Origin of the sequence: Stenotrophomonas sp. RS-48 (assembly GCF_030053245.1) — a bacterium.
Taxonomy (GTDB): Bacteria; Pseudomonadota; Gammaproteobacteria; order Xanthomonadales; family Xanthomonadaceae; genus Stenotrophomonas; species Stenotrophomonas maltophilia_P.
Genome location: NZ_JASGBV010000091.1, coordinates 1 through 20,257, shown reverse-complemented (window position 1 = coordinate 20,257; position 20,257 = coordinate 1). Strand labels below are relative to the sequence as shown.

The 20,257-nt window shown below is 67.6% G+C and carries 17 protein-coding genes; 7 read left to right on the top strand and 10 right to left on the bottom strand.

The genetic code is table 11. The features are described from left to right. Positions 1 to 36 precede the first annotated feature (36 nt). Positions 37 to 1,257, top strand: a complete 1,221-nt coding sequence (locus tag QMZ25_RS16300; protein WP_065175146.1) for a multifunctional CCA addition/repair protein — start codon at positions 37 to 39, stop codon at positions 1,255 to 1,257. 208 nt (positions 1,258 to 1,465) lie between these two features. Here the strand turns inward: QMZ25_RS16300 and QMZ25_RS16295 are convergent, their stop codons facing one another. Then, on the bottom strand, positions 1,466 to 1,900 hold the full coding sequence (locus QMZ25_RS16295; RefSeq protein ID WP_005411035.1) for an SseB family protein: 435 nt from the start codon (positions 1,898 to 1,900) through the stop codon (positions 1,466 to 1,468). Between the two features lie 106 nt (positions 1,901 to 2,006). Beyond that, complete coding sequence (locus tag QMZ25_RS16290) at positions 2,007 to 3,050, bottom strand: S41 family peptidase (protein WP_283219944.1); 1,044 nt, start codon at positions 3,048 to 3,050, stop codon at positions 2,007 to 2,009. Between the two features lie 448 nt (positions 3,051 to 3,498). Between QMZ25_RS16290 and QMZ25_RS16285 the strand changes: the two genes are divergently transcribed. Beyond that, positions 3,499 to 3,936: a hypothetical protein gene (locus QMZ25_RS16285; RefSeq protein WP_065175148.1), complete on the top strand. Its 438-nt coding sequence runs from the start codon at positions 3,499 to 3,501 to the stop codon at positions 3,934 to 3,936. Positions 3,937 to 3,984: 48 nt separating this feature from the next. Here the strand turns inward: QMZ25_RS16285 and QMZ25_RS16280 are convergent, their stop codons facing one another. The 5 genes from QMZ25_RS16280 to QMZ25_RS16260 are packed head-to-tail and all read right to left on the bottom strand — an operon-like array spanning position 3,985 to position 9,629. Beyond that, the gene (locus QMZ25_RS16280) at positions 3,985 to 5,052 is read right to left on the bottom strand and encodes a heparan-alpha-glucosaminide N-acetyltransferase domain-containing protein (RefSeq protein ID WP_065175149.1); all 1,068 of its coding nucleotides are present in this window, start codon (positions 5,050 to 5,052) and stop codon (positions 3,985 to 3,987) included. Continuing rightward, entirely contained in the window at positions 5,052 to 6,200 is a 1,149-nt protein-coding gene (gene nagA, locus QMZ25_RS16275; RefSeq protein ID WP_065175150.1) for an N-acetylglucosamine-6-phosphate deacetylase, read from the bottom strand. Before nagA ends, QMZ25_RS16280 begins: the two co-directional genes overlap by 1 nt. After that, positions 6,200 to 7,228 carry an SIS domain-containing protein gene (locus QMZ25_RS16270; protein ID WP_283219943.1) on the bottom strand — a complete coding sequence of 343 codons (1,029 nt, stop codon included), beginning with the start codon at positions 7,226 to 7,228 and terminating at the stop codon, positions 6,200 to 6,202. The genes nagA and QMZ25_RS16270 overlap by 1 nt, the downstream gene beginning before the upstream one ends. 7 nt (positions 7,229 to 7,235) lie before the next feature. Continuing rightward, a complete protein-coding gene (locus QMZ25_RS16265; RefSeq protein WP_049466708.1) occupies positions 7,236 to 8,303 on the bottom strand; it encodes a LacI family DNA-binding transcriptional regulator in 1,068 nt (355 codons plus the stop codon). A gap of 39 nt (positions 8,304 to 8,342) precedes the next feature. Next, positions 8,343 to 9,629, bottom strand: coding sequence for a sugar MFS transporter (locus QMZ25_RS16260; RefSeq protein WP_065181756.1), 1,287 nt, complete (start codon positions 9,627 to 9,629; stop codon positions 8,343 to 8,345). A gap of 375 nt (positions 9,630 to 10,004) precedes the next feature. On the opposite strand from QMZ25_RS16260, the gene QMZ25_RS16255 reads away from it, so the two are divergent. The 3 genes from QMZ25_RS16255 to QMZ25_RS16245 all read left to right on the top strand — a co-directional run bounded on the left by QMZ25_RS16255 (position 10,005) and on the right by QMZ25_RS16245 (position 16,294). Next, complete coding sequence (locus tag QMZ25_RS16255; RefSeq protein WP_053519284.1) at positions 10,005 to 11,021, top strand: glucokinase family protein; 1,017 nt, start codon at positions 10,005 to 10,007, stop codon at positions 11,019 to 11,021. A gap of 143 nt (positions 11,022 to 11,164) precedes the next feature. Beyond that, complete coding sequence (locus QMZ25_RS16250) at positions 11,165 to 13,825, top strand: TonB-dependent receptor (protein ID WP_053519286.1); 2,661 nt, start codon at positions 11,165 to 11,167, stop codon at positions 13,823 to 13,825. Positions 13,826 to 13,936: 111 nt separating this feature from the next. Further along, complete coding sequence (locus tag QMZ25_RS16245) at positions 13,937 to 16,294, top strand: family 20 glycosylhydrolase (RefSeq protein ID WP_283219942.1); 2,358 nt, start codon at positions 13,937 to 13,939, stop codon at positions 16,292 to 16,294. Positions 16,295 to 16,350: 56 nt separating this feature from the next. On the opposite strand, the gene QMZ25_RS16240 is transcribed toward QMZ25_RS16245, so the two are convergent. Together QMZ25_RS16240 and QMZ25_RS16235 are read right to left on the bottom strand one after the other, a co-directional pair. Then, positions 16,351 to 16,725 (bottom strand): hypothetical protein, encoded by a 375-nt coding sequence (locus QMZ25_RS16240; protein WP_065175153.1) that lies wholly within the window; start codon positions 16,723 to 16,725, stop codon positions 16,351 to 16,353. Positions 16,726 to 16,739: 14 nt separating this feature from the next. Then, positions 16,740 to 17,924 (bottom strand): SAM-dependent methyltransferase, encoded by a 1,185-nt coding sequence (locus tag QMZ25_RS16235; protein ID WP_053519292.1) that lies wholly within the window; start codon positions 17,922 to 17,924, stop codon positions 16,740 to 16,742. Positions 17,925 to 17,983: 59 nt separating this feature from the next. On the opposite strand from QMZ25_RS16235, the gene QMZ25_RS16230 reads away from it, so the two are divergent. Next, the gene (locus QMZ25_RS16230; protein ID WP_074899803.1) at positions 17,984 to 18,721 is read left to right on the top strand and encodes a pteridine reductase; all 738 of its coding nucleotides are present in this window, start codon (positions 17,984 to 17,986) and stop codon (positions 18,719 to 18,721) included. Between the two features lie 55 nt (positions 18,722 to 18,776). Here QMZ25_RS16230 and folK read toward each other — a convergent pair whose 3' ends face one another. Continuing rightward, on the bottom strand, positions 18,777 to 19,262 hold the full coding sequence (gene folK, locus QMZ25_RS16225) for a 2-amino-4-hydroxy-6-hydroxymethyldihydropteridine diphosphokinase (RefSeq protein ID WP_197571829.1): 486 nt from the start codon (positions 19,260 to 19,262) through the stop codon (positions 18,777 to 18,779). A 90-nt stretch (positions 19,263 to 19,352) separates the two neighbouring features. Here folK and QMZ25_RS16220 point away from each other — a divergent pair, with 90 nt between their 5' ends. Next, positions 19,353 to 20,102 (top strand): 20S proteasome subunit A/B, encoded by a 750-nt coding sequence (locus QMZ25_RS16220; protein WP_053519299.1) that lies wholly within the window; start codon positions 19,353 to 19,355, stop codon positions 20,100 to 20,102. Positions 20,103 to 20,257 lie beyond the last annotated feature (155 nt).

The following is a 20,257-nucleotide window of genomic DNA, read 5'->3' as shown; positions in this document are numbered from 1 at the left end:
TCGGCTCTGCGCGCCGGGCATGCGATCATCCCCGCCATGAAGATCTATCTTGTCGGCGGCGCCGTGCGCGACCGCCTGCTGCAGCGTCCCGCCGGCGACCGCGACTGGGTGGTGGTCGGTGCCACGCCCGCGCAGATGGAAGCGCAGGGCTTCAGCGCCGTGGGGCGGGACTTCCCGGTGTTCCTGCATCCGCAGACCGGTGAGGAATACGCCCTGGCCCGCACCGAGCGCAAATCCGGCCGCGGTTATCGCGGTTTCGTGGTCGATGCCGATCCGGCGGTAACGCTGGAAGAGGACCTGCAGCGCCGCGACTTCACCATCAATGCCATTGCCTGCGACGAAGACAGCGGTGCGCTGGTCGATCCTTACGGCGGCGTGCGTGACATCGAGCAGCGCGTGCTGCGCCACGTCGGTCCTGCCTTCGTTGAAGATCCATTGCGCGTGCTGCGCGCGGCCCGCTTCATGGCCCGCTTTGCCCCGCTGGGGTTCACCGTTGCCCCCGAAACCATGGCGCTGATGCGCGAGGTCGCTGCCAGCGGTGAGCTCGACGCGCTGGTACCAGAGCGCGTCTGGCAGGAACTACGAAGGGCGCTGGCAAGCGAACGGCCTTCGGCGTTCCTGCGCACCCTGCACGAGGCGCACGCACTGGGCCCGGTCCTGCCCGAGCTGGAAGCGCTGTATGGCGTTCCGCAGCGTGCCGAGTTCCACCCGGAAATCGACACCGGCCTGCACCAGGAGATGGTCAGCGACATGGCAGCGGCACTGGCCCCGGGCGATGACCTGGTCGGCTTCGCCGCGCTCACCCACGATCTCGGCAAGGGCCTCACCCCGCCAGAGGAATGGCCGCGCCACATCATGCACGAGCAGCGCGGCATCACGCCATTGAAGGCGCTGTGCGCCCGCTTGAAGGTCCCCGTCGAACACCAGCAGCTGGCAGAAGCGGTCTGCCGCGAGCACTTGAACGTGCACCGCATCGACGAGCTCCGCGATGCCACCGTGCTGGAACTGCTGGGTCGCTGCGACGCGTTGCGGCGGCCCGAACGCATCGCGCGCATCGCCCTGTGCTGCGAGGCCGACAAGCGCGGACGGCTTGGATTCGAGGACAGTGACTACCCGCAGGGCGAAACGCTCAAGCGCCTGCATCAGGCGGCGCTCTCGGTACAGGCACGGGATCTGGATACGACGCACCTGAAAGGCCCGGCGATTGGTGAAGCACTGGCCAGGGCGCGGGTGAAGGCGATTGCGGCGGCACGCTGACGCTGGAGTGGGGGCTGAGGTGCCTTGAAGCTGGTCCATGCCAGGCGTTTGGCTGGAAGACCCCACGCCGAGACTCACGCACTGCAATGCCGACTCTCTGTCGATGAAAACCTCAAAGTGATCGTCGAATCACTTCTCAGCGGCAAACCCGGTCCTTATGCGACACCACATGTGAGCGCATCCGGATCTACCACCGGCATCGGTGTGGTCAGTGCGCCATGCCCCGCGTGATCGCAGCAGCGCGCTGCTTCAACTGCGCCACGGCATCGGGAATCATCTCCATGCCCACGTCCAGGCCGGGGTTCAGCACCAGGCCGACACCGTCGCCGATTCCGGCCAGCAGCGCATGCACCGCGATCGGCATGGCATGCGCGAACTGCGGCAGCTGTTCGTGCCACAGGCCGGCACGCTCGGGGGCAGTGAACACCGCGAACATCGGCTCGCCACTCTCGCTGGTCAGCACCAGGGGCGAGATGCTCTCGTCCCATGCGCCGTCTTCGCCGATGGCCTTGTCCAGCAGCACGAACGCCGTCGAGGTCAGCAGCCCATCGAGGAACTGCGACGCGGTCAGCGTGCCATCCTGGGCCTGCAGCAGGCGCACCTCGAGGTCGTTGAGGGGTTCGAACGGGGTGTCGTGGTCCATGGTCGCTTCCGCTACGTGATTGCAGGAGAGACTTTAACAGGCCGGGCCCTCGAGCGATGAACCGGTGTCAGCGGACCCTTCCGCGGCTCGCTTTCCTGCGTGCAGATCAACGCCCCGAGCAGGCGGGCTGGGCCAGCAGCCAGTCCTGCGCGGCCTGCAGACCGGACGCTCCGGGGGCGGTGGGCTGATCCGGCTGCAGCTGGCGACCGTCACCCTGCCCCTGGCGGTCGGTCATGATATTGACGGTCAGCAGCAGCATGCTGCCATCCACCAGGGGCACGGGTTGATTGCCGGTGGAATAGCCTGCACTGGGCTGGCCGAAACTGCGGCTGCCGGGCTGGCCGCGGAAGGCCAGCGCCACGGCCTCGCCCGAACTGGCAGTACGGGGGCCGAACACCACCGCGACCGGTGCGGGACCGCCGCGCAGCGCATAGGCCGCCTGGCGCGAGCGAAGCCGCGAATTCGCGCCATCCAGGACCTCTCCGTCGCGTTGTCGCCACGGCCGTTGCCCTTCGGCGCTGCGGAAGCCGCCGAGCACGGCCCCTTCCTTATCCGGGGTGCCCTGCAACAACGGCAGCAGTCCCAGCAGCATGGGCCACATGTTGCCACCGCCATTGCCGGACAGATCCACCACCCAGCCGCACCGCGTGCCGTCATCCAAGGCCACGATGCGGTGCTGCAGCGCCAGCGCGTAGGTTCTGCGAGCGTCATACCGTGCCTGCTCGCCCGCCTGAGGATCGTCCAGGAACGGGCTCACCTGCAGTACACCGACGCGCGCATCTGCCTGCCACGGCATTGGCGACGCCGCATCCTGGCCGGCCTTCAAGCGTTGCGCACGCCCGGAACGCTGGCGTTGCAGGCTGGGGGGAATCCAGCGCCCATGGCCGCCCGTGCTGCGGGTAGCGGCGTCATCCAGCAACTGGCGCCGGCCAGCATCATCGGTTGCGGCGGCCAGCGTCGCGCGTACACCGGCCCAATCGACACGGTCGCGATACAGCGCGCGCGCCTCCAGCAGCTGCAGCATCTGCACCTGCGCCTCCGGTGAGGGCAGTTCAACCGCGGATGCCGAGGCCGTTGCGGCCATCGTCTGCGCAGCCCACAGCACGACCACCGTCGCACCCGCGCGCCGCACTCCGTTGCAGATCTGCATACGACGTTCCTTGCCGTTGAGTCAGGCGCCCAGCATAGCGGGTTGATGATCGGCACGGCCATCGCGCAGGTTGTCGTATCTGACCTAGCTGGCAGCGCAGGCATTGCGCGATGCCGACACGGCGCTCCCGTCACGCGACAGATGGGCGATACGGACACACACATTGCAACTTTGCCCATGTCATCGCGCTGTGGACCGCGCGACGGTGGCATCTGCCAGCGCCCCTGTGCTGGCCGGGATTGGCGTCCCGAATGAAGCTTTTCAACGGCGGGCTTGCGACAACATCGCGGGCCCGAATAGTGCACCCTCCGTCGTTCTGCGGCGGGTGGTGCGTGGGGATCTCCGGATCCGCCGGCTTTTTCTCCGTTGAAAAGCTTCACCGGCACGCCAACCCGCACCGCCCGCCACCTTGCGTCCTGCAGGTGGACTTGCCTGTGAGGTTGCTGCCGTGAACCTGCCCCATCCCACCCATACCCGCCTGCACGCGCTGCTGGGCGACGCCCTGCTTGGGCTGCGGCTGCCCGCCGCTGCCGCCGACATCCTGGAAGATGCGCTGGCCGCAGTCCACGAGAACGTGCCGCAGCCTGCATTCTTCGCCCGGTTACGCAGCATCGCGCGCGGCGACGGTGCCAACGGCCAACCTTGGCCCGAAACGCGGATCACGGAAGCGAGGGCGCGTGATCTGGCCGGCGCTACGCGCTGCCTGGCCGCAGTGTCTTCCTGCGCAGGACTGCTGCTGGCCGCGCAGGCGGCGCGGGAGATGGACGATGCCCGAGCGCACTGCCCGCCGCAGGTGGAAGAAGGGCTGCTGCACGCGGTACAGGTGCTGGCCGATCACGCGGGGGCGCTGGTGGAGCCCGCAGCGGCAGTCCCCGGCGAGCAATGAGCCGAGCTGGCCCTGCTCCACCGCAGGTGCGTCCATACCCCGGCGCTGTCATATCTTGAGATAGATCCTGCGCCGGTCCAGCCACCACGCGACGCCCCACCACAGGGTGACGAAGGCCAGGGCCTGCAGCATCGACGCCAGCTCCTGCGCACCCGGCATCGCCGCCGCCAGCTGCTGCCAGACCCAGCCCCAGGCGCCGGTTGCCAACAATGCCACCGACATCACCGAGGCCCCCAGGTACGCGGTGATCGCGTTGACCCCAAAACGACGGCCCCACGCGGGCCAGCCCTTCTGGTCGATCAGCACATGCGCCAGCCACAAGGCCAGCGCCGCAAGACCTCCGGTCCACAGCACGTAGCTGGGCGTCCACAGCTGCTTGTTCAACGGCAGCACAATGGCAAGCAGCAGGCCGAGCACTGCCGTTGCGGCGCCCAATCCTGCCAGCGCCACGGCGCGACCGCTGCGCAGCAGTGCGCCGGCCAGCAGGCCCAGGGTGGTGCTGGCCAGCGCGCCCAGCGTGCTCAGCAGCCCTTCCGGGTCATGGCCAAGCCCGGTATCGGCGTGCCACTGGTAGATCCACGGGGCGAACAGCGCGGTATCCAGACGGCTGGCCGGGTTGGTCCATGGCGCCAGATCACCGAGGCCGAGCAGCAGCACGGTATAGCCCACCAGCAGCCCGACAAGCACCCCGGCCTGCACGTGCAGCCGCGCATACACCGCCAGCAGGCCAACCAGCGCCGCACACACCGCGATGCGTTGCAGCACGCCCCAGATGCGGAAGTGATGCGTATCCAGCGCCCACCAGATCAGCAGATGCAACAACGCCCCGGCTACCAGGATGCGCAACGCGCGCTCCAGCACGCCACGCGCCAGTGTGGGTCGCTTCGAAGCATCGAGCGCGCGCGGTGCCACGCTGAAGGCCATCGACACGCCCACCAGAAACAGGAAGAACGGGAACACCAGATCGGTGGGCGTGCAGCCATGCCAGTCCGAATGACGTAGCGGTGCGAACACCGCACTCCAGTCGCCCGGGTTGTTGACCAGCAGCATCGCCGCCACGGTGATGCCGCGCAGGGCGTCGATCGAGCCCAGGCGCGCTGACGGCGCAGCACTCATCAGGCGGCCTCGTACTGTCCGGCAATCCAGGTGCCCCGCACCTGCAGGGCATCGTCCAGCAGCACCAGGTCGGCCTGGTAACCCTCGGCGATGTGGCCCAGCCGGTCGTCCACATTGAGGAACTGCGCCGGATAGGTCGAGGCCATGCGCGCCGCTTCGGCAAGCGGCTGGCCGAGCAGGTGCACGGTGTTGCGCACGGCCGTGGCCATGTCCAGTGCCGAGCCGGCCAGCGCGCCAGCTGCGTTGCGCACCACCCCATCGACGGCAGTGATGGTCTCGCCATACAGCACATAGCTGGGATCATCGGCGCCGACCGGCGGCATCGCATCGGTCACCAGCAGCAGGCGGCCGCGTGGCTTGGCCGCCAGCGCTACCCGCAGGCTGGCCGGATGCACGTGCACGCCGTCGACGATGATGCCGATCCAGCTGTCGCGATCTTCCAGCGCGGCACCCACCGCGCCCGGCTCCCGGCCCTGCAGCGGCGACATCGCGTTGTACAGATGGGTGAAGCCGCGCACGCCGGCATCCAGGCCGGCGCGGATCTCTTCGTACGTTCCAGCGGTATGTCCAGCCGCGACGATCACCCCGCGCTCCACCAGCGCGCGGATCGACTCCAGCGGTACCCGTTCCGGCGCAAGGGTGAGCAGGGTCACGCCGTTGTCCAGCGAGGCGGCCAGCGCGATCTCCTCCGCATCGGGCACGCGGAACTTGCTGGCGTCGTGGGTGCCCTTCCGTGCCGGGGCGATGTACGGCCCTTCCAGATGGATGCCGATGACGCCCGGTACGCCTTGAGCGATGGCTTCGCGCAAGGCGGCGATCGCCTCGCGCATCACCGCCACGTCATCACTGATCAGCGTCGGCAGCATCGCGGTGGTGCCGAAATGGCGGTGCGCCTGCGCGATGGTGCGCAGGGCCGCCACGTCCGGCGTGTTGTTGAACAGCGCGCCGCCACCGCCATTGACCTGCACGTCGATGAAACCCGGCAGCAGCCAGCCGCCGCCGAGATCGACCTGCTCGGCCGCCTGGCCCACCTGCGGCGCGGCGTCGGGGAGCAGCGCGCTGATCTTCCCGTCCTCGATGAGCACTGCCAGGTCATCGCGGAAATCATCCCCGACCAGGATGCGGGCATTGCGCAGCACGGTTGCCATCACACGGTCTCCGTGACCTTGTTCAGATGCGGCGGCAGGTCCGGGTTGAACCCGCGGCGCAGCGCCAGCGCATTGATCGCACGGTAGAAACTCTGCACGGTGAGCAGCGGAGCGCACAACGGATGCGGCGCGGCAGCCACCGGCAGGTTGCCTGCGGCGCCGGCCATCCATACCTGCGCACCACGCGCTGAGAACTCCTCCACCACGGCACGTGTGCCCGCGCCGGTCTCATCGGGCTGGGCGAAAGCCAGCACCGGGAAGCCGCGGCCGACCAGCGCCATCGGGCCATGCTTGACCTCGGCCGAGCTGTAGGCCTCGGCATGCAGACTGCAGGTTTCCTTGAACTTCAGCGCCGCTTCCTGCGCCGCGCCAAGCCCAAGCCCACGCCCGAGCACGAACAGGTTGGTGGCGTCCACCAGGCCATCGGCCAGCGCCGTCCAATCGCACTGCCATGCCTCGCGCAATGCATCCGGCAGCAGGTCCAGCGCAGCGCGCAGGCCACTGTCCTGCTTCCAGTACGTGGCCAGCTGCAGCAGTGCCGCAAGCGACGCCAGGTAGCTCTTGGTCGCGGCCACACTCTTCTCCGGGCCCGCATGCAGCGGAATCACCGTGTCGGCCAGCTGCGCCAACGGCGAATCCTCGACATTGACCAGTGCGATCACGCGCGCGCCGGCGGCCTTGGCCGCTTCGGCATTGCGCAGCAGATCCGGACTCTTGCCCGACTGCGAGATGACGATGAACAGTGCACCGCGCAGCTGCAGCGGCGCGGCATACACCGAGCCCACAGACGGCGAGGCGGAGGCGACCACCAGGCCCAGCTGGGTTTCCAGCAGGTACTTGCCGTAGGTGGCGGCATGATCGGAGCTGCCGCGCGCGCAGGTGACCACGAACGGGGGTGGCGCGGCGCGCAGGCTGGCAGCCAGCGTCTCCATCGTGGCGTGGTTGCGCGAGAACTGGCGGGCGACGACGTCGGCCGCTTCAGCGGCTTCGGCGAACATCAGGGTGGAGGTGGGGTCGGACAGCGACATGGCGGGCTCAGGCAGGATCGGAAGGGAGTGGGCGGGCGCCGGCGGGACGCATCGGCGCAGTCGACCCGCGCACTACCAGCTGCGGCACGAAGCCCTGGTTGTGCAGCGGTGCAGGCGCGTCGTCATAGGCATCGCTGCGCAGCTGCGCGATCAGCAGGCGCGCGGCGTGGCGTGCGATGTCCTCGGTGGCCTGCTTGGCGGTGGTCAACGGCGGCCAGGACTGGCGCGAGAACGGGCTGTCCTCGAAGCCGGCAATGGACAGGTCGTAGGGCACGTTCATCCCCGCCGATTTGGCAGCGGCCAGCACGCCCGCAGCGATTTCATCGTTGGAACCGAAGATGGCGGTGGGCGGTTCGCGCAGCGCCAGCAGGCGGCGCGCGCCCCGGAAACCGTCGTCGAAGGTGTAGTCGCCCTGCACCACAAGATGCTTGTCCACGGTCATGCCGTAGTCCTTCAGCGCCGCTTCGTAGCCGGCATAGCGTTCGCCGGAAGAGCGGTGCGAGCTGCCACCCCACAGGAAGCCGATGCGCTGATGGCCCAGCTGGATCAGATGCTCGGTGATCTCGTAGGCCGCTTCGCGGTCGTCGACGAACACGCAGGCTCCGTCCGCCGGGTCCTCGGTCGCCGCGATGATGCGCACCAGCTTGATGCCGCGTGCGGTCAGCGCCTGCACCAGATCTCGGCGCTCGGACATCGGTGCGGTCAGCACCAGGCCGGCCAGGCGCGAGCGCTGTACCCAGTCGGCCAGTTCATCGGCCAACAGGGGCGAGCTCGAGTCGCAGGGGTGGATCTGCAGGCCGAAGCCGGTCTCCCGGCACGCGGCCAGCACGCCGTTCTGCACGCCGATGATGTGGTACGGGTTGGGGTTGTCGTAGACCAGCCCGATCACGAAAGTGGTCCCGCTGCGCAGGTTGCGCGCGGACGGATCGGGCTCGTAGTCGAGCTCGGCGATCGCCCGCAGCACCCGCGCACGGGTGGCCTGCATCACGGAGGGCTCGTTGTTGATCACCCGCGAGACGGTCTTCAGAGAGACCTTGGCCTTCTCCGCGACGTCCTTGATGGTCGCTCTGCGCATGGGTTTTCCCTGGGGTTGGCTGCCGTCCATCATCGCCTATCAGCGCTCCTGCGGCAGGCCGGCGCGGTGGCCGATGACCGAGTAGAACAGGATGTACAGGTAGCACGGCACCATCAGCAGCACGAACACCAGCTGGAAATCGATGTGCTGCTTGAGCACGGCGAACAACTGCGGAATGATCGCGCCACCGGCGATACCCATCACCAGCAGCGCCGAGCCGGTCTCGGTGAAACGGCCCAGGCCACGGATCGCCAGCGGGAAGATGGCCGGCCACATCATTGCGTTGGCAAAGCCCAGCAGGGCCACGAAGGCCACCGAAACGTAGCCGTGGGTGGCCCAAGCACCGAGGCAGAACACCACGCCCAGTACCGCCGAAACGGTCAGGTAGCGCGACTGCGAAACCACCCGGGGAATCAGCAGCAGGCCCACCACGTAGCCAGCCAGCATCGCCGCCAGGGTCAACGAGGTGAACATCTTGGTCTGGTCCAGCGGCAGGTCGAAGCCGTGGCCATAGGTACCGATGGCATCACCGGCCATCACTTCCACGCCGACATACACGAACAGGCAGAGCACGCCCAGCCACAGGTGCGGGAACTGGAAGATGCTGCTGCGCTCGGCTGCGCCGGCGGCCATCGGGGTGGCGTTGGCCTCGGAGGACTTGATCTCCGGCAGCGGCGAGAACAGTACGGCGACGGCCAGCAGCACCAGCAGGCCGGCCATCGCCAGGTACGGTGCATGGATCTTGGCGGCGAACTCATTGAGCAGGGCCACCTTGGTGACCGCGTCGGCCGCCTGCACCTGCTTGTCCAGGTCACCGATGCCATGCAGCACCAGGGTGCCGATCAGCACCGGCGCCAGCATGCCGGCGATCTTGTTGCAGATGCCCATCAGCGCGATGCGACGCGCTGCGGTCTCGATCGGGCCGAGGATGGAGATGTAAGGATTGATCGCCGTCTGCAGCAGGGCCAGGCCGCTGCCGATCACGAACAGCCCGCCCAGCGCGCCGGGGTACCAGCGCTGCGTCGCGAATTCACCGAAGAGTGCCGCGCCGCCGGCCATCACCAGCAGGCTCAGGCTGAGGCCCTTCTTCATGCCGGTGCGGCGCAGGATCCACGACGACGGCAGGGCCAGGAAGAAATAGGACAGGTAGAACACCATCAGCACCAGGAAGGCGCCGACCTCGCTGAGCTCGAAGGCCAGCTTGACGAAGGTGATCAGCGGGCCGTTGAGCCAGGTGAAGAAGCCGATCAGGAAGAACAGGACGCCGACGATGGCGATGGAGGTGGCCACGTTCGGGCGCGCGCTTGCAGCGGGGACGGCGGACATCAGGAGGGCTCCTGCGGCGACGGTCGCAGAACGCGGCGTCGGAGAGTGGCTGGGAACAACGTTGTCACATTCTTTCGATGGACAACGGCGGTTTGTCAACTTCCCTGCGCGGGGCAGCGCAGGCCATGCTGCATCGCGCAACCGCCGCGTGCGGTCGCGTGCTGAATGCGCTGGAGCCGTTGAGCCCCGTGCAGCAAGGGCTCCGGCGTGAAGGCGCTGTTCACGCCATGGAAACGTTTACCGCACGCCCCATTCGTTGCGCCGCAGCAACGAAAGTGTCACGAACTCGTTGACATCGTTGTCAGCGGGGTTACAGACTCCGCCCAACAGCCGGCCTCACCCTCGGATCCGGCCCCCTCTTCAGCAGGAGCCCGCGTGACCGCCAGCCATCCCGCCCCGGCCCATGTCCTGTCCCGCGTCGCGCCCTCGTTCCTGGCCGCCGACGTCGGCGGCACCCATGTGCGTGTCGCCCGGGTCCAGGCCAGCGGCGATGCCGCCCATCCGGTGCAGGTGCTGGAATACCGCAAGTATCGCAATGCCGACCACGCCGGCCTGAGTGCGATCCTGTCCGACTTCCTGGGCGACGGCCCGCGCCCGGCGCATTGCGTGGTGGCCACGGCCGGTTATGCGCGCGAAGACGGGACGGTCATCACTGCCAACGTGCCCTGGCCGCTGTCCGCGCGGCAGATCGAGGCCGACGTCGGCGTACAGCAGGTCCACATCGTCAACGACTTCGAAGCGGTGGCCTATGCCGCGGCACAGGTCGACGCCAGCGGCGTCCTGCACCTGTGTGGGCCGGAAAGCGCCCCGCGCGGACCGACCCTGGTGGTCGGTCCGGGTACGGGCCTGGGTGCGGCACTGTGGATCCCGACCGCCCATGGCCCGGTCGTGCTGGCTACCGAAGCCGGGCAACCTACGCTGGCCGCCAGCACCGAACTGGAAATGGCCATCGTCCGCCACATGCAGCGCGAGCGCGCTCACGTGTCGATCGAGCACGCAATCTCCGGCCCCGGCCTGATGAACCTGTACCGCGCGGTGTGCGCCCTGCAGGGACAGCAGCCCACCCTGGCCAGTCCGGACGCGGTCACCGCCGCGGCGATGGCCGGCACTGATGCGCACGCACGCAAGGCGCTGGATGTGTTCTGCGGCCTGCTCGGCAGCACCATCGGCGACATGGCCCTGTTCTACGGCGCCCATGGGGGCGTCTATCTGGCCGGCGGCATCCTGCCGCAGATCCGCGAGTACCTGCGCACCAGCACCTTCGTCGAGCGCTACCTGCAGAAGGGGCCGATGGGCGAAGCACTGGCACGCATCCCGGTGAAGGTGGTCGAGCACGGCCAGCTGGGCGTGGTCGGTGCTGCCAGCTGGTACCTGCAGCAGTCGGCCGCCTGACACCGCAACAGGCTTCAACGCAATCGCAGCACGCAGTACGTGGCACGCCAATGCACGGGACATCGCCGCCGCCCCGCGCACGTCAACGCAACCGCAACCGAACACCGCCGCCGGCACCCAATCGAGTGATGAGGAGAGACATCATGAACACCCGCAAGACCCTGCTTTCGGCCGCCATCGTCAGCTGCCTCGCTTTCAGCGCACATGCCCAGCAGGCTGCGCCGACCGCAACCGACCTGGACACCGTGACCGTCACCGGCATCCGTGGCTCGATGGAGAAGTCGCTGGATACCAAGCGCGAAGCCAACGCGCGCGTGGAAGTGGTGACCGCCGAAGACGTCGGCAAGCTGCCGGCGCACAATGTGGCCGACACCCTGCAGCGCCTGCCCGGCGTCAACATCAGTTCGTCCAGCGCCGACGAAGGCGGCTTCGATGAAGCCGACCGCGTCAGCCTGCGTGGCACCAGCCCGAGCCTGACCCAGACCCTGATCAACGGCCACACCGTCGGCTCGGCCGACTGGTTCGTGCTCAGCCAGGGCAACAACGTCGGCCGCAGCGTCAGCTACTCGCTGCTGCCTTCCGAGCTGGTGAGCTCGGTGGAAGTGAACAAGTCCTCGCAGGCCAAGCTGCAGGATGGCGGCACCACCGGTACCGTCAACATCATCACGCGCAAGCCGCTGGAGTTCGCCAAGCCCTTCAGTGCGGAAGCCTCGGTAGGTGCGGTCCGTTCGGACCAGGCCAAGTCGACCGACCCGCAGTACTCGGCGCTGTTCAACTACAAGAATGACGCCAACAACTTCGGCGTGATGCTGCAGGCCTTCTACCAGAAGCGCGAGCTCCGCCGCGAGGCGCAGGAAATCCCGGGCGGTTTCACCCGGATCGGCGCCGATGATCCGGTGGCCCTCACCAATCCGGACCTGATCGGCGTGGCCGTCCCCGGCCTGCTGGGTTCGACCCTGTTCGAACAGACCCGCGAACGCAAGGGCGGGCTGGTGACCATCCAGTTCAAGCCGACCGATACGCTGAACCTGTCGCTTAGCGGCTTCTCCTCCAAGCTGGAAGCCAACAACTACAACCGCAATTTCATGCTGTGGGGCGGCAACTTCGCCAAGTCGCAGGCGCCGAACCCGGGCTACACCGTGACCGACGGCGTGCTGAGCAATGCCACCTACGCGGGCGTCCCGGGCACCAACTACGGTGTCTACGACATGATCTACCGTGAAGCCACGGCCAAGACCAACTACGTCACGTTCGACGCCGACTGGCAGATCAACGACACCCTGGACATGAAGTTCCAGGCCGGTACCACCAAGGGCACCGGTGAAACCCCGCGCCAGTTCATTGCTGAAGTCACGCTCGGCCAGGGCGGCGGTGCCAGCTGGGCAACGCACGGCGCCGGTTCGCCGGTGGACTGGAACATCGGCGGCGACATCAGCCCCAGCGGCGTCACCAGTTTCGGCACGTGGGGCAACCAGCTGGTCCGCGCCGAAGACAAGGAAGACTGGGCCACGCTGGACTTCAGCCAGTATTTCGGCACCGGCGTGCTGAACTCCGTGGACTTCGGCGTGCGCTTCGCCGACCACGAACGCGAAGCGCTCTCGCCGGAAGGTGCGACCCCGGGTGACATCTGGTCCGCACTGCAGGGCAGCGCCACCGCCAACTATCCCAGCGGCTTCGCCGGTGATGTCGGCGGCACCTTCCCGCGCAACATCTGGTACTACACGCCGGATGCACTGAAGAACGCGATCATCAACAACTCCACCTGGCTGGCCGGCAACGATGGCCCCACCGGCCGCCACAACTACGGTGCCGAGTGGAAGGTGAAGGAGAAGAACTTCGCCGGCTACGTGCAGGCCAACTTCAGCGGCGACTGGTGGAGCGGCAACGTCGGCCTGCGCTACGTCAACATCAAGCAGGACATCGACACCTACAACGCGGTCAGCAATGCCGCCGATGCCGATGTGAGCAGCCTGTTCGGCATGTGGGAGCGCACCGCCTTCCAGAACAAGCGCAACCGCGTCCTGCCCAGCGCCAACATCAAGTTCGACCTGGACGACAGGCTGGTGCTGCGCGTGGCCGCGTCGCAGACCCAGACCCTGCCGGATTATTCGGCCCTGGGCGCTTCGTCGTGGGGTTCGGACCTGAACAAGACCGGCGGCGGTGGCAACCCGAACCTGAAGCCGACCCTGTCCACGAACTTCGACGCCAACCTGGAGTGGTACTTCATGCCGCGCGGCCTGCTGTCGGTCGGTGCGTACCACATGGACATGAAGGACTACATCGCCTTCGACGTGGTCTCGCGCCAGCTGTACAGCGAACTGACCAACCAGCTCGAGACCTACCAGATCTCCACCCCGATCAATGCCGACGGCAAGGTCACCGGCGTGGAAGTGGCCTATGAGCAGCCGATCGGCGAGTACTTCGGCATCAACGCCAACTACACCTACGCCAACGGCACCACGGCCCACACCTGGTCCGACGGTTCGCACAACCTGCTGGGTACCTCGAAGAACACCTACAACGTGGGGGCCTACTTCGAGAACGAGCGTTTCGGAGCACGCGTCAGCTACACGCACCGCTCGTCGTTCCTGATCAGCCTGTCGGGCACCAACCCGTACTACCAGGATGATTTCGGCACGCTGTCGGCCTCGTTGAGCTACAAGGCCACCGACTGGCTGAGCATCAGCCTGGATGCGCTGAACCTCAACAACCCGACCTACAAGTACTACCAGACCGCGGCCATTCCGACGTCGTTCTACAGCAACGGCCGCCAGTACTACCTCAACTTCCGCTTCAAGTACTGATCCATCGGCCGCGTCATCGCCGAGTCGTGCACGCACGCCGGGCCTGGGTCATTCCGGGCCCGGCGTTTTTCATGTATAGCGTTCATCGCACCGTTCCAAGGAGTCGTTCCGATGGTCAAGCCCTTCCACGCCAGGATGCACGGCGCACTGCTGCTGGGCAGCCTGTTTGCCCTGCTGCCGGCCCTGCCGGCCTTCGCCGCCGATCCGGTGCCCGCCGCTGAAGCTCCTGGCCCGCAGCTGCGCGCCAACAGCCTGATGCTGATTCCTGCCCCCGCCAGCGTGCAGCCCGGCCAGGGCAGTGGCATCACTGTGTCCGCCACGACCGCGCTGTACGCAGACGGCGAGGCCGCACAGCGGGTCGCCACCCAATTCGCCGACCTGCTGGCGCGCAGCGGCGGCCCGCGCCTGGCGCTGGCTACCGGCAAGGCTGCGGCCAAGGCCGGCGGCATCCGCTTCCAGATCATTCCCACCTTCCGCGACAGCGGCGAGAGCTACACGCTGGACAGCACCGCGCAGGGCGTGCTGGTGCAGGCCGGCAACGAGACCGGCCTGTTCTACGGCGCCACCACGCTGGCCCAGCTGGCCACCGGCGGCAGCCAGGGCGCGCTGCCGGCCGTGCAGATCCAGGATGCGCCGCGTTTCCCCTGGCGGGGCTTCATGCTCGACTCGGCAAGGCATTTCCAGAGCTTGGACGAGATCAAGCGCGTGCTTGATGCGATGTCCGCGCACAAGCTCAACACCTTCCATTGGCACCTGACCGATGACCAGGGCTGGCGCATGGAGATCAAGCGCTACCCGAAGCTGACCGAGGTCGGCAGCTGCCGCCTGCCGGCCGGCGATGGCGGCATCGATCCGGTGACCAGACAGGAGTACCCGTATTGCGGTTTCTACACGCAGGAGCAGATCCGTGAAGTGATTTCCTATGCAGCCAAGCTGCATATCCAGGTGATTCCGGAAATCGACGTGCCGGGCCATGCCACGGCCGCGATCGCCGCCTATCCGGAGCTGGGCTCGATCAGCACGCCGCTGAAGCCGATCAGCGAATGGGGCGTGTTCCCCAACCTCTTCAACGTGGAAGACAGCACCGTGACCTTCCTCGAGAACGTGCTGGAGGAGGTGATCGCACTGTTCCCGGCGAAGTACGTGCACGTGGGTGGCGACGAGGCCGTAAAGGACCAGTGGGAGGCGTCCGCGCAGATTCAGCAGCGCATGCGCGAGCTGGGCATCAAGGATGAGATGGCCATGCAGAGCCACATCATCAAGCGCCTGGAGACATTCCTGGAGGAACACGACCGGCGCCTGATCGGCTGGGACGAAATTCTCGAGGGCGGGCTGCCCCCCCAGGCTACGGTGATGTCCTGGCGCGGTACCGAAGGCGGCCTGGCCGCTGCCAGCGCCGGCCATGACGTGATCATGTCGCCGGTCGGCTACCTGTACCTGGACTACCTGCAGACCGCCTCGCCCCATGAACCGCCGGGCCGCCCCACGCAGGTCAACCTCGGCAAGCTCTACAACTTCGAGCCGGTGCCGGACGAACTGCCCGCCGACAAGCGCGGACACATCCTCGGCCTGCAGGCCAACATGTTCACCGAGCACACCCGCAGCTATGCGCGGCTGCAGCACAACCTGTTCCCACGCCTGGCGGCGGTGGCCGAGACCGGCTGGAGCCCGCCCGGGAAGCGTGACTTCCGCGACTTCCTGGCACGCCTGCCGTCACAGCTGCAGCGCTACCGCGCATGGGGACTCGCCTATGCACAGACGCCGTTCGAAGTGGGCGTGGCGTACCACGATGATCGCGCCGCAGGCACGGTGACGGTGTCGCTGGCCAACCCGCTGGGCTACGAGGTGCGCTACAGCACCGATGGCCAGCCGGTGACCGCGCAGTCGCCGCTGTACCAGCAGCCGCTGACCGCGAAGGTGCCCGCCACGGTACAGGCCGCAGCGTTCTACCAGGGCCGTATGCTGGCCGCAGAGCCCACCGTAGCCGCGTTCACTCCGCAATCGCTGCTCGCCCGCCGCAGCGACGAACTGCTCAGCTGCGTTGGCAACAAGGGCCTGGTACTGCGCCTGGAAGACGATGGCCCGCGCGAGGGCGCACGCGCGGTCTTCAACGTGGACATCTTCCAGCCCTGCTGGCGCTGGCCACAGGCGCAGCTGGACGGCATCGGCAGCGTGGAGGTGCGCGCCGGTCGCATCCCCTACTACTTCCAGCTGGCGCATGACGAGCCGAACCGTCGCTTCGAGAAGGCCAGGCGCGCGCACGGCGAGATGCTGATCCGCCGGGGCAGCTGCACGGGCAAGGTGCTGGCCGAAGTCCCGCTGCCGGCCACGCCCGATGCCGATGGCTTCGTGAGCCTGCGTGCGACGCTGCCGAAGGGCACGCATGGCACCGACGACCTGTGCATCAACTTCACCGGTGATACCCGCCCGGCGATGTGGGTGCTGGACGAAGTGACGCTGCAGAAGTAACCGGAAGGCTGTGGAGCCGGGCCATGCCCGGTTCCACTTCAACCAGGGAAGGCGTGTCAGCCCCGCCAGCGCAGCAGGAGGTCGCGCAGCGGGGTCAGCGCGAGGCCCAATCCGGCAAGAACGCCAACCGTGTTGGCGAGGGCGTCCATCGGGTCGGCCATTCGGTCGCGTGTCAGCGCCCCCTGCGCGAACTCGATCCCGATTCCCATCAGCACCAGGCCCAGCCCGACCCACAGCAGCGGACGTCCTTGCCGGAACAGCTGCACGGCACTGCCGGACAGAATGAAGTACGCCAGGAAATGCTCGACCTTGTCGCCGTTCTCCGGCACGGGAATCGGTGGCGGCGGAATCAGGCAGACCACGATCACGAACAGCACGGCCAGCACCCACAGCGCAGTCCATAGCCGCGGCCGCCGCAGCGGCTTGATCATGCGCGCCGTCGCGCTCACAGGCGCCAGCTCAGATCGCCCAGCGCGAACGCCGGCTCGAAGTCGATTCCACGCTGCAGGCCGATCGCCTGGAAGCGCTCGCCCATGCCGGTAGGCAGGGTCAGCTTCTTCACCTGGTCGCGCAGCTGGATGCGCCCCACCTCATCGGTACGCTCCTCGGCCAGGCTCAGCACCTGGTCCAGGCCATTGCCGATCAGGAAGCTGGCCTGGCTGCAGTACCCCGCCAGCTCGAAGCCACCGTGCAGGCCCGCTTCGGCCATCGCGGTGAAGTCCACCGAGGCCGTGATGTCCTGCAGGCCCGGCCAGCGATGCACGTCGTTATGCACGTGGTGGCGGTAGAAGGCGCGCACCGTGCCGTCGTCGCGATCGTGCTGGTAGAACTCGCTGCGGCTGTAACCGTAGTCGATGAACAGCATCGCGCCGCGTTGCAGGCCACCCGCCACTGCCTGCAACCAGTACGGCAGCTGCGGCAGCACCTCCGAGCGGTATCCGTCGGCGAAGGGCCTTTCGAGATAGCGTTCGATGTGCCGCACGGCGCCGTTGAGCAGAATATCGGCCGGCTGCGCGCCACGGATGAAGTTGCCCTCCGCGTCCAGTTCCACGGTCTCCTCGTAGACCTCGCCGTCCCTGATCAGGAAGCGCGGGGTCGGAAGTGCGTCGATCACCTCGTTGGCGAACACCACACCTTCCCAGTCCTCTTCGAACGGACGGTCGATCCAGTCCACGCGCGTGGCCAGCTCTGCCGGCAGCGCCTGTTGCAGGCGCTGCTGCTGGCGCTGGCGCAGGTCGGCACTGGGTTCAAGGATGGCGTAACGCGAAGGCACCGCATCCAGCTCGGCCAGCCGCAGCAGCACGGCTTCGGCGAAGGCACCGGTGCCGCCGCCCAGTTCCAGCATCCGCGACTGCGCACCGAGCTGGGCGAACACCGGCGCCAGCGCATTGGCCACGCTGCCGGCGAACAGGCCGCCCAGCTCGGGCGCGGTGGTGAAGTCACCACCGCCACCGAACTTGCTGGCACCGGCGCTGTAATAGCCCCACCCGGGTGCGTACAGGCACAGTTCCATGAAGCGGGAAAACGGCATCGCGCCCCCCTGGGCGAGGATTTCAGCACGCAGTGCGGCGGCCAACTGGTCGCTGTGGGCCAGGGCGTCGGCATCGGGCAGAGGGAAGGTAGGCTGCATGGCGTCTTCGAATGCGGTGACAATGGTGCACAGGATAGCCGAGCCTTGGAGGACCCTCGATGAGCGACACCGCCCCCGTGGCCCTGATCACCGGCAGCGCGCGCCGGATCGGCGCCGCCATCGCACGCCAGTTCCACGCCTGTGGCTGGTCGGTGGTGCTGCATGCCAACACGTCCAGCGCCGAGCTGCAGCAGGCCGCCTTCGACCTGGACAACGTCCGTCCGGGCAGTGTGCTGGCCCTGCAGGCCGACCTGCGCGATGCCGGCGCCCTGCCCGATCTGGTCGAGCAGGCCGTGGCCCACTTCGGCCGCCTCGATGCGCTGGTCAACAACGCGTCCAACTTCTTCCCCACCCCGCTCGGCCAGGTGACCGCCGAAGCGATGGATGAGCTGTACGCGGTCAATGCGCGTGCACCGCTGCTGCTGTCACAGGCGGCCGCGCCGTACCTGCGCCGCCAGCAGGGCTGCATCGTCAATCTGACCGATCTGCACGGCACCGACCCGATGCGTGACCATGTGGCCTACACCATGGCCAAGGCCGCACTGGAGATGGCCACCCGGTCACTGGCGCTGGAACTGGCGCCGAAAGTGCGGGTCAATGCGGTCGCCCCCGGTGCGATCCTGTGGCCCGAGCAGGGAAAGGACGATTTCGCCCGCGAGGCCCTGCTGGCGCGCACGCCGCTGGCACGCACCGGCACGGTCGAGGAGATCGCCGAGGCGGTGTACTGGCTGGTGGCCGAGGCCAGCTTCGTCACCGGCCACACCCTGCGCGTGGATGGCGGACGCACGGTGAGTTGAAGTCCGCCGGGCATGGCCCGGCGCTACCGATCTACGTAGGCGAGCGCAGCGGCCCTCATTCCAGGTCAACCACCTCGAATGCCTCGCCAAACTGAGCGTGTGCACGCCACAGCGCCGCCAGGGCCAGGCCGCTGACCGGGTCGATGAAGTCCGGCGCGATGTCCGCCAGCGGCTTCAGCACGAAGGCGTGCTTCAGCTCGGGGCGCGGAATGCGCAGATGGCCCGGGCCTTCCACGATGTGGTTGCCGTAGAACACCACGTCGATGTCCAGGGTGCGGTCGGAGAAGCGCGGACCAGTGCGATCACGACCGTGGGCGTCTTCCAGTGCGTGCAGCCAATCATCCAGCGCCTGCAGCGGCAGATCGGTCTGGATCAGCACGCCATTGTTGAGGAAGGCCGGGCCATCGAAGCCGACCGCGGCCGTGCGGTAGGCCGGAGACACCTGCAACGCGCCGAAACGCTCGCGCAGGGCCGCCACCGCGGCGTGGAGATGGCGGCGGGGCTGGACGTTGCTGCCCAGGCTGAGGAGCACGGTGGTCATGCGGTTCAGGTGACGGGTCTGGGGGGCGTGGGCATGCCGTCGTCACGGCGGCCTGCCTACAATCCGGGACGCACATGATAGGGCACCGACATGACCTATTGCGTTGGAATCGAGGTGGACCAGGGCCTGGTCTTCGCCGCCGACACCCGGACCAATGCCTCGCTGGACGATGTGCGCGTGCACCGCAAGCTGCACGTGTTCGAGTATCCCGGCCAGGCGGCCTACGTGTTGATGGCGGCTGGCAACCTGGCCACCACCCAGTTGCTGGTCTCGCGCCTGACCCGGGACGCCGGCGAGCGGCGCACGCCCAACCTGCGCGACATGACCCATCTGTTCGAAGCGGCGGCCTATGTCGGTCGCCTGCTGGTGGACAGCCAGGTGCACGGCGGCCACAGCGAGCACGGCCATGACGGCGTCAACACCCAGGCCACGCTGATCTTCGGCGGCCAGGTCGCCGGCGAACGCCCCGGCCTGTACATGATCTACCCGCTGGGCAATGCCATCGCCGCCTCGCCGGAGACCCCCTACCTGCAGATCGGCGAGTCCAAGTATGGCAAGCCGATCCTCGACCGCATCCTCAGCCCGGCCACGCGCCTTGAGGACGCCGCGCGCACGGCGATCGTGTCGCTGGATTCGACCATCCGTTCCAACCTCTCGGTCGGCCTGCCGATCGATCTGGCATTGCTGCGCGACGGCGAGCTGCGGATCGCCCAGCAGCTGCGGCTGGGCGCGGACTCGCCCCTGTACGCGGACATCCACCAGAACTGGTCACGGCGGCTGGAACAGGCCGTGGACAGCCTGCCACGCTTCCCGTGGGAGACCCCGGAACGGCCGGCGTGACCTGCCGCCGGGCATGGCCCGGCGCTACCTACCGCCTTCGATGACACCGGGCATGGCCCGGCGACGCAGATTCAGCCCAGTGCCTCTGCCACAGCGCGGAACACCTGCTGCATCTGCAACGGCTTGCGCAGCACATGCACCTCGATGCCATCAGG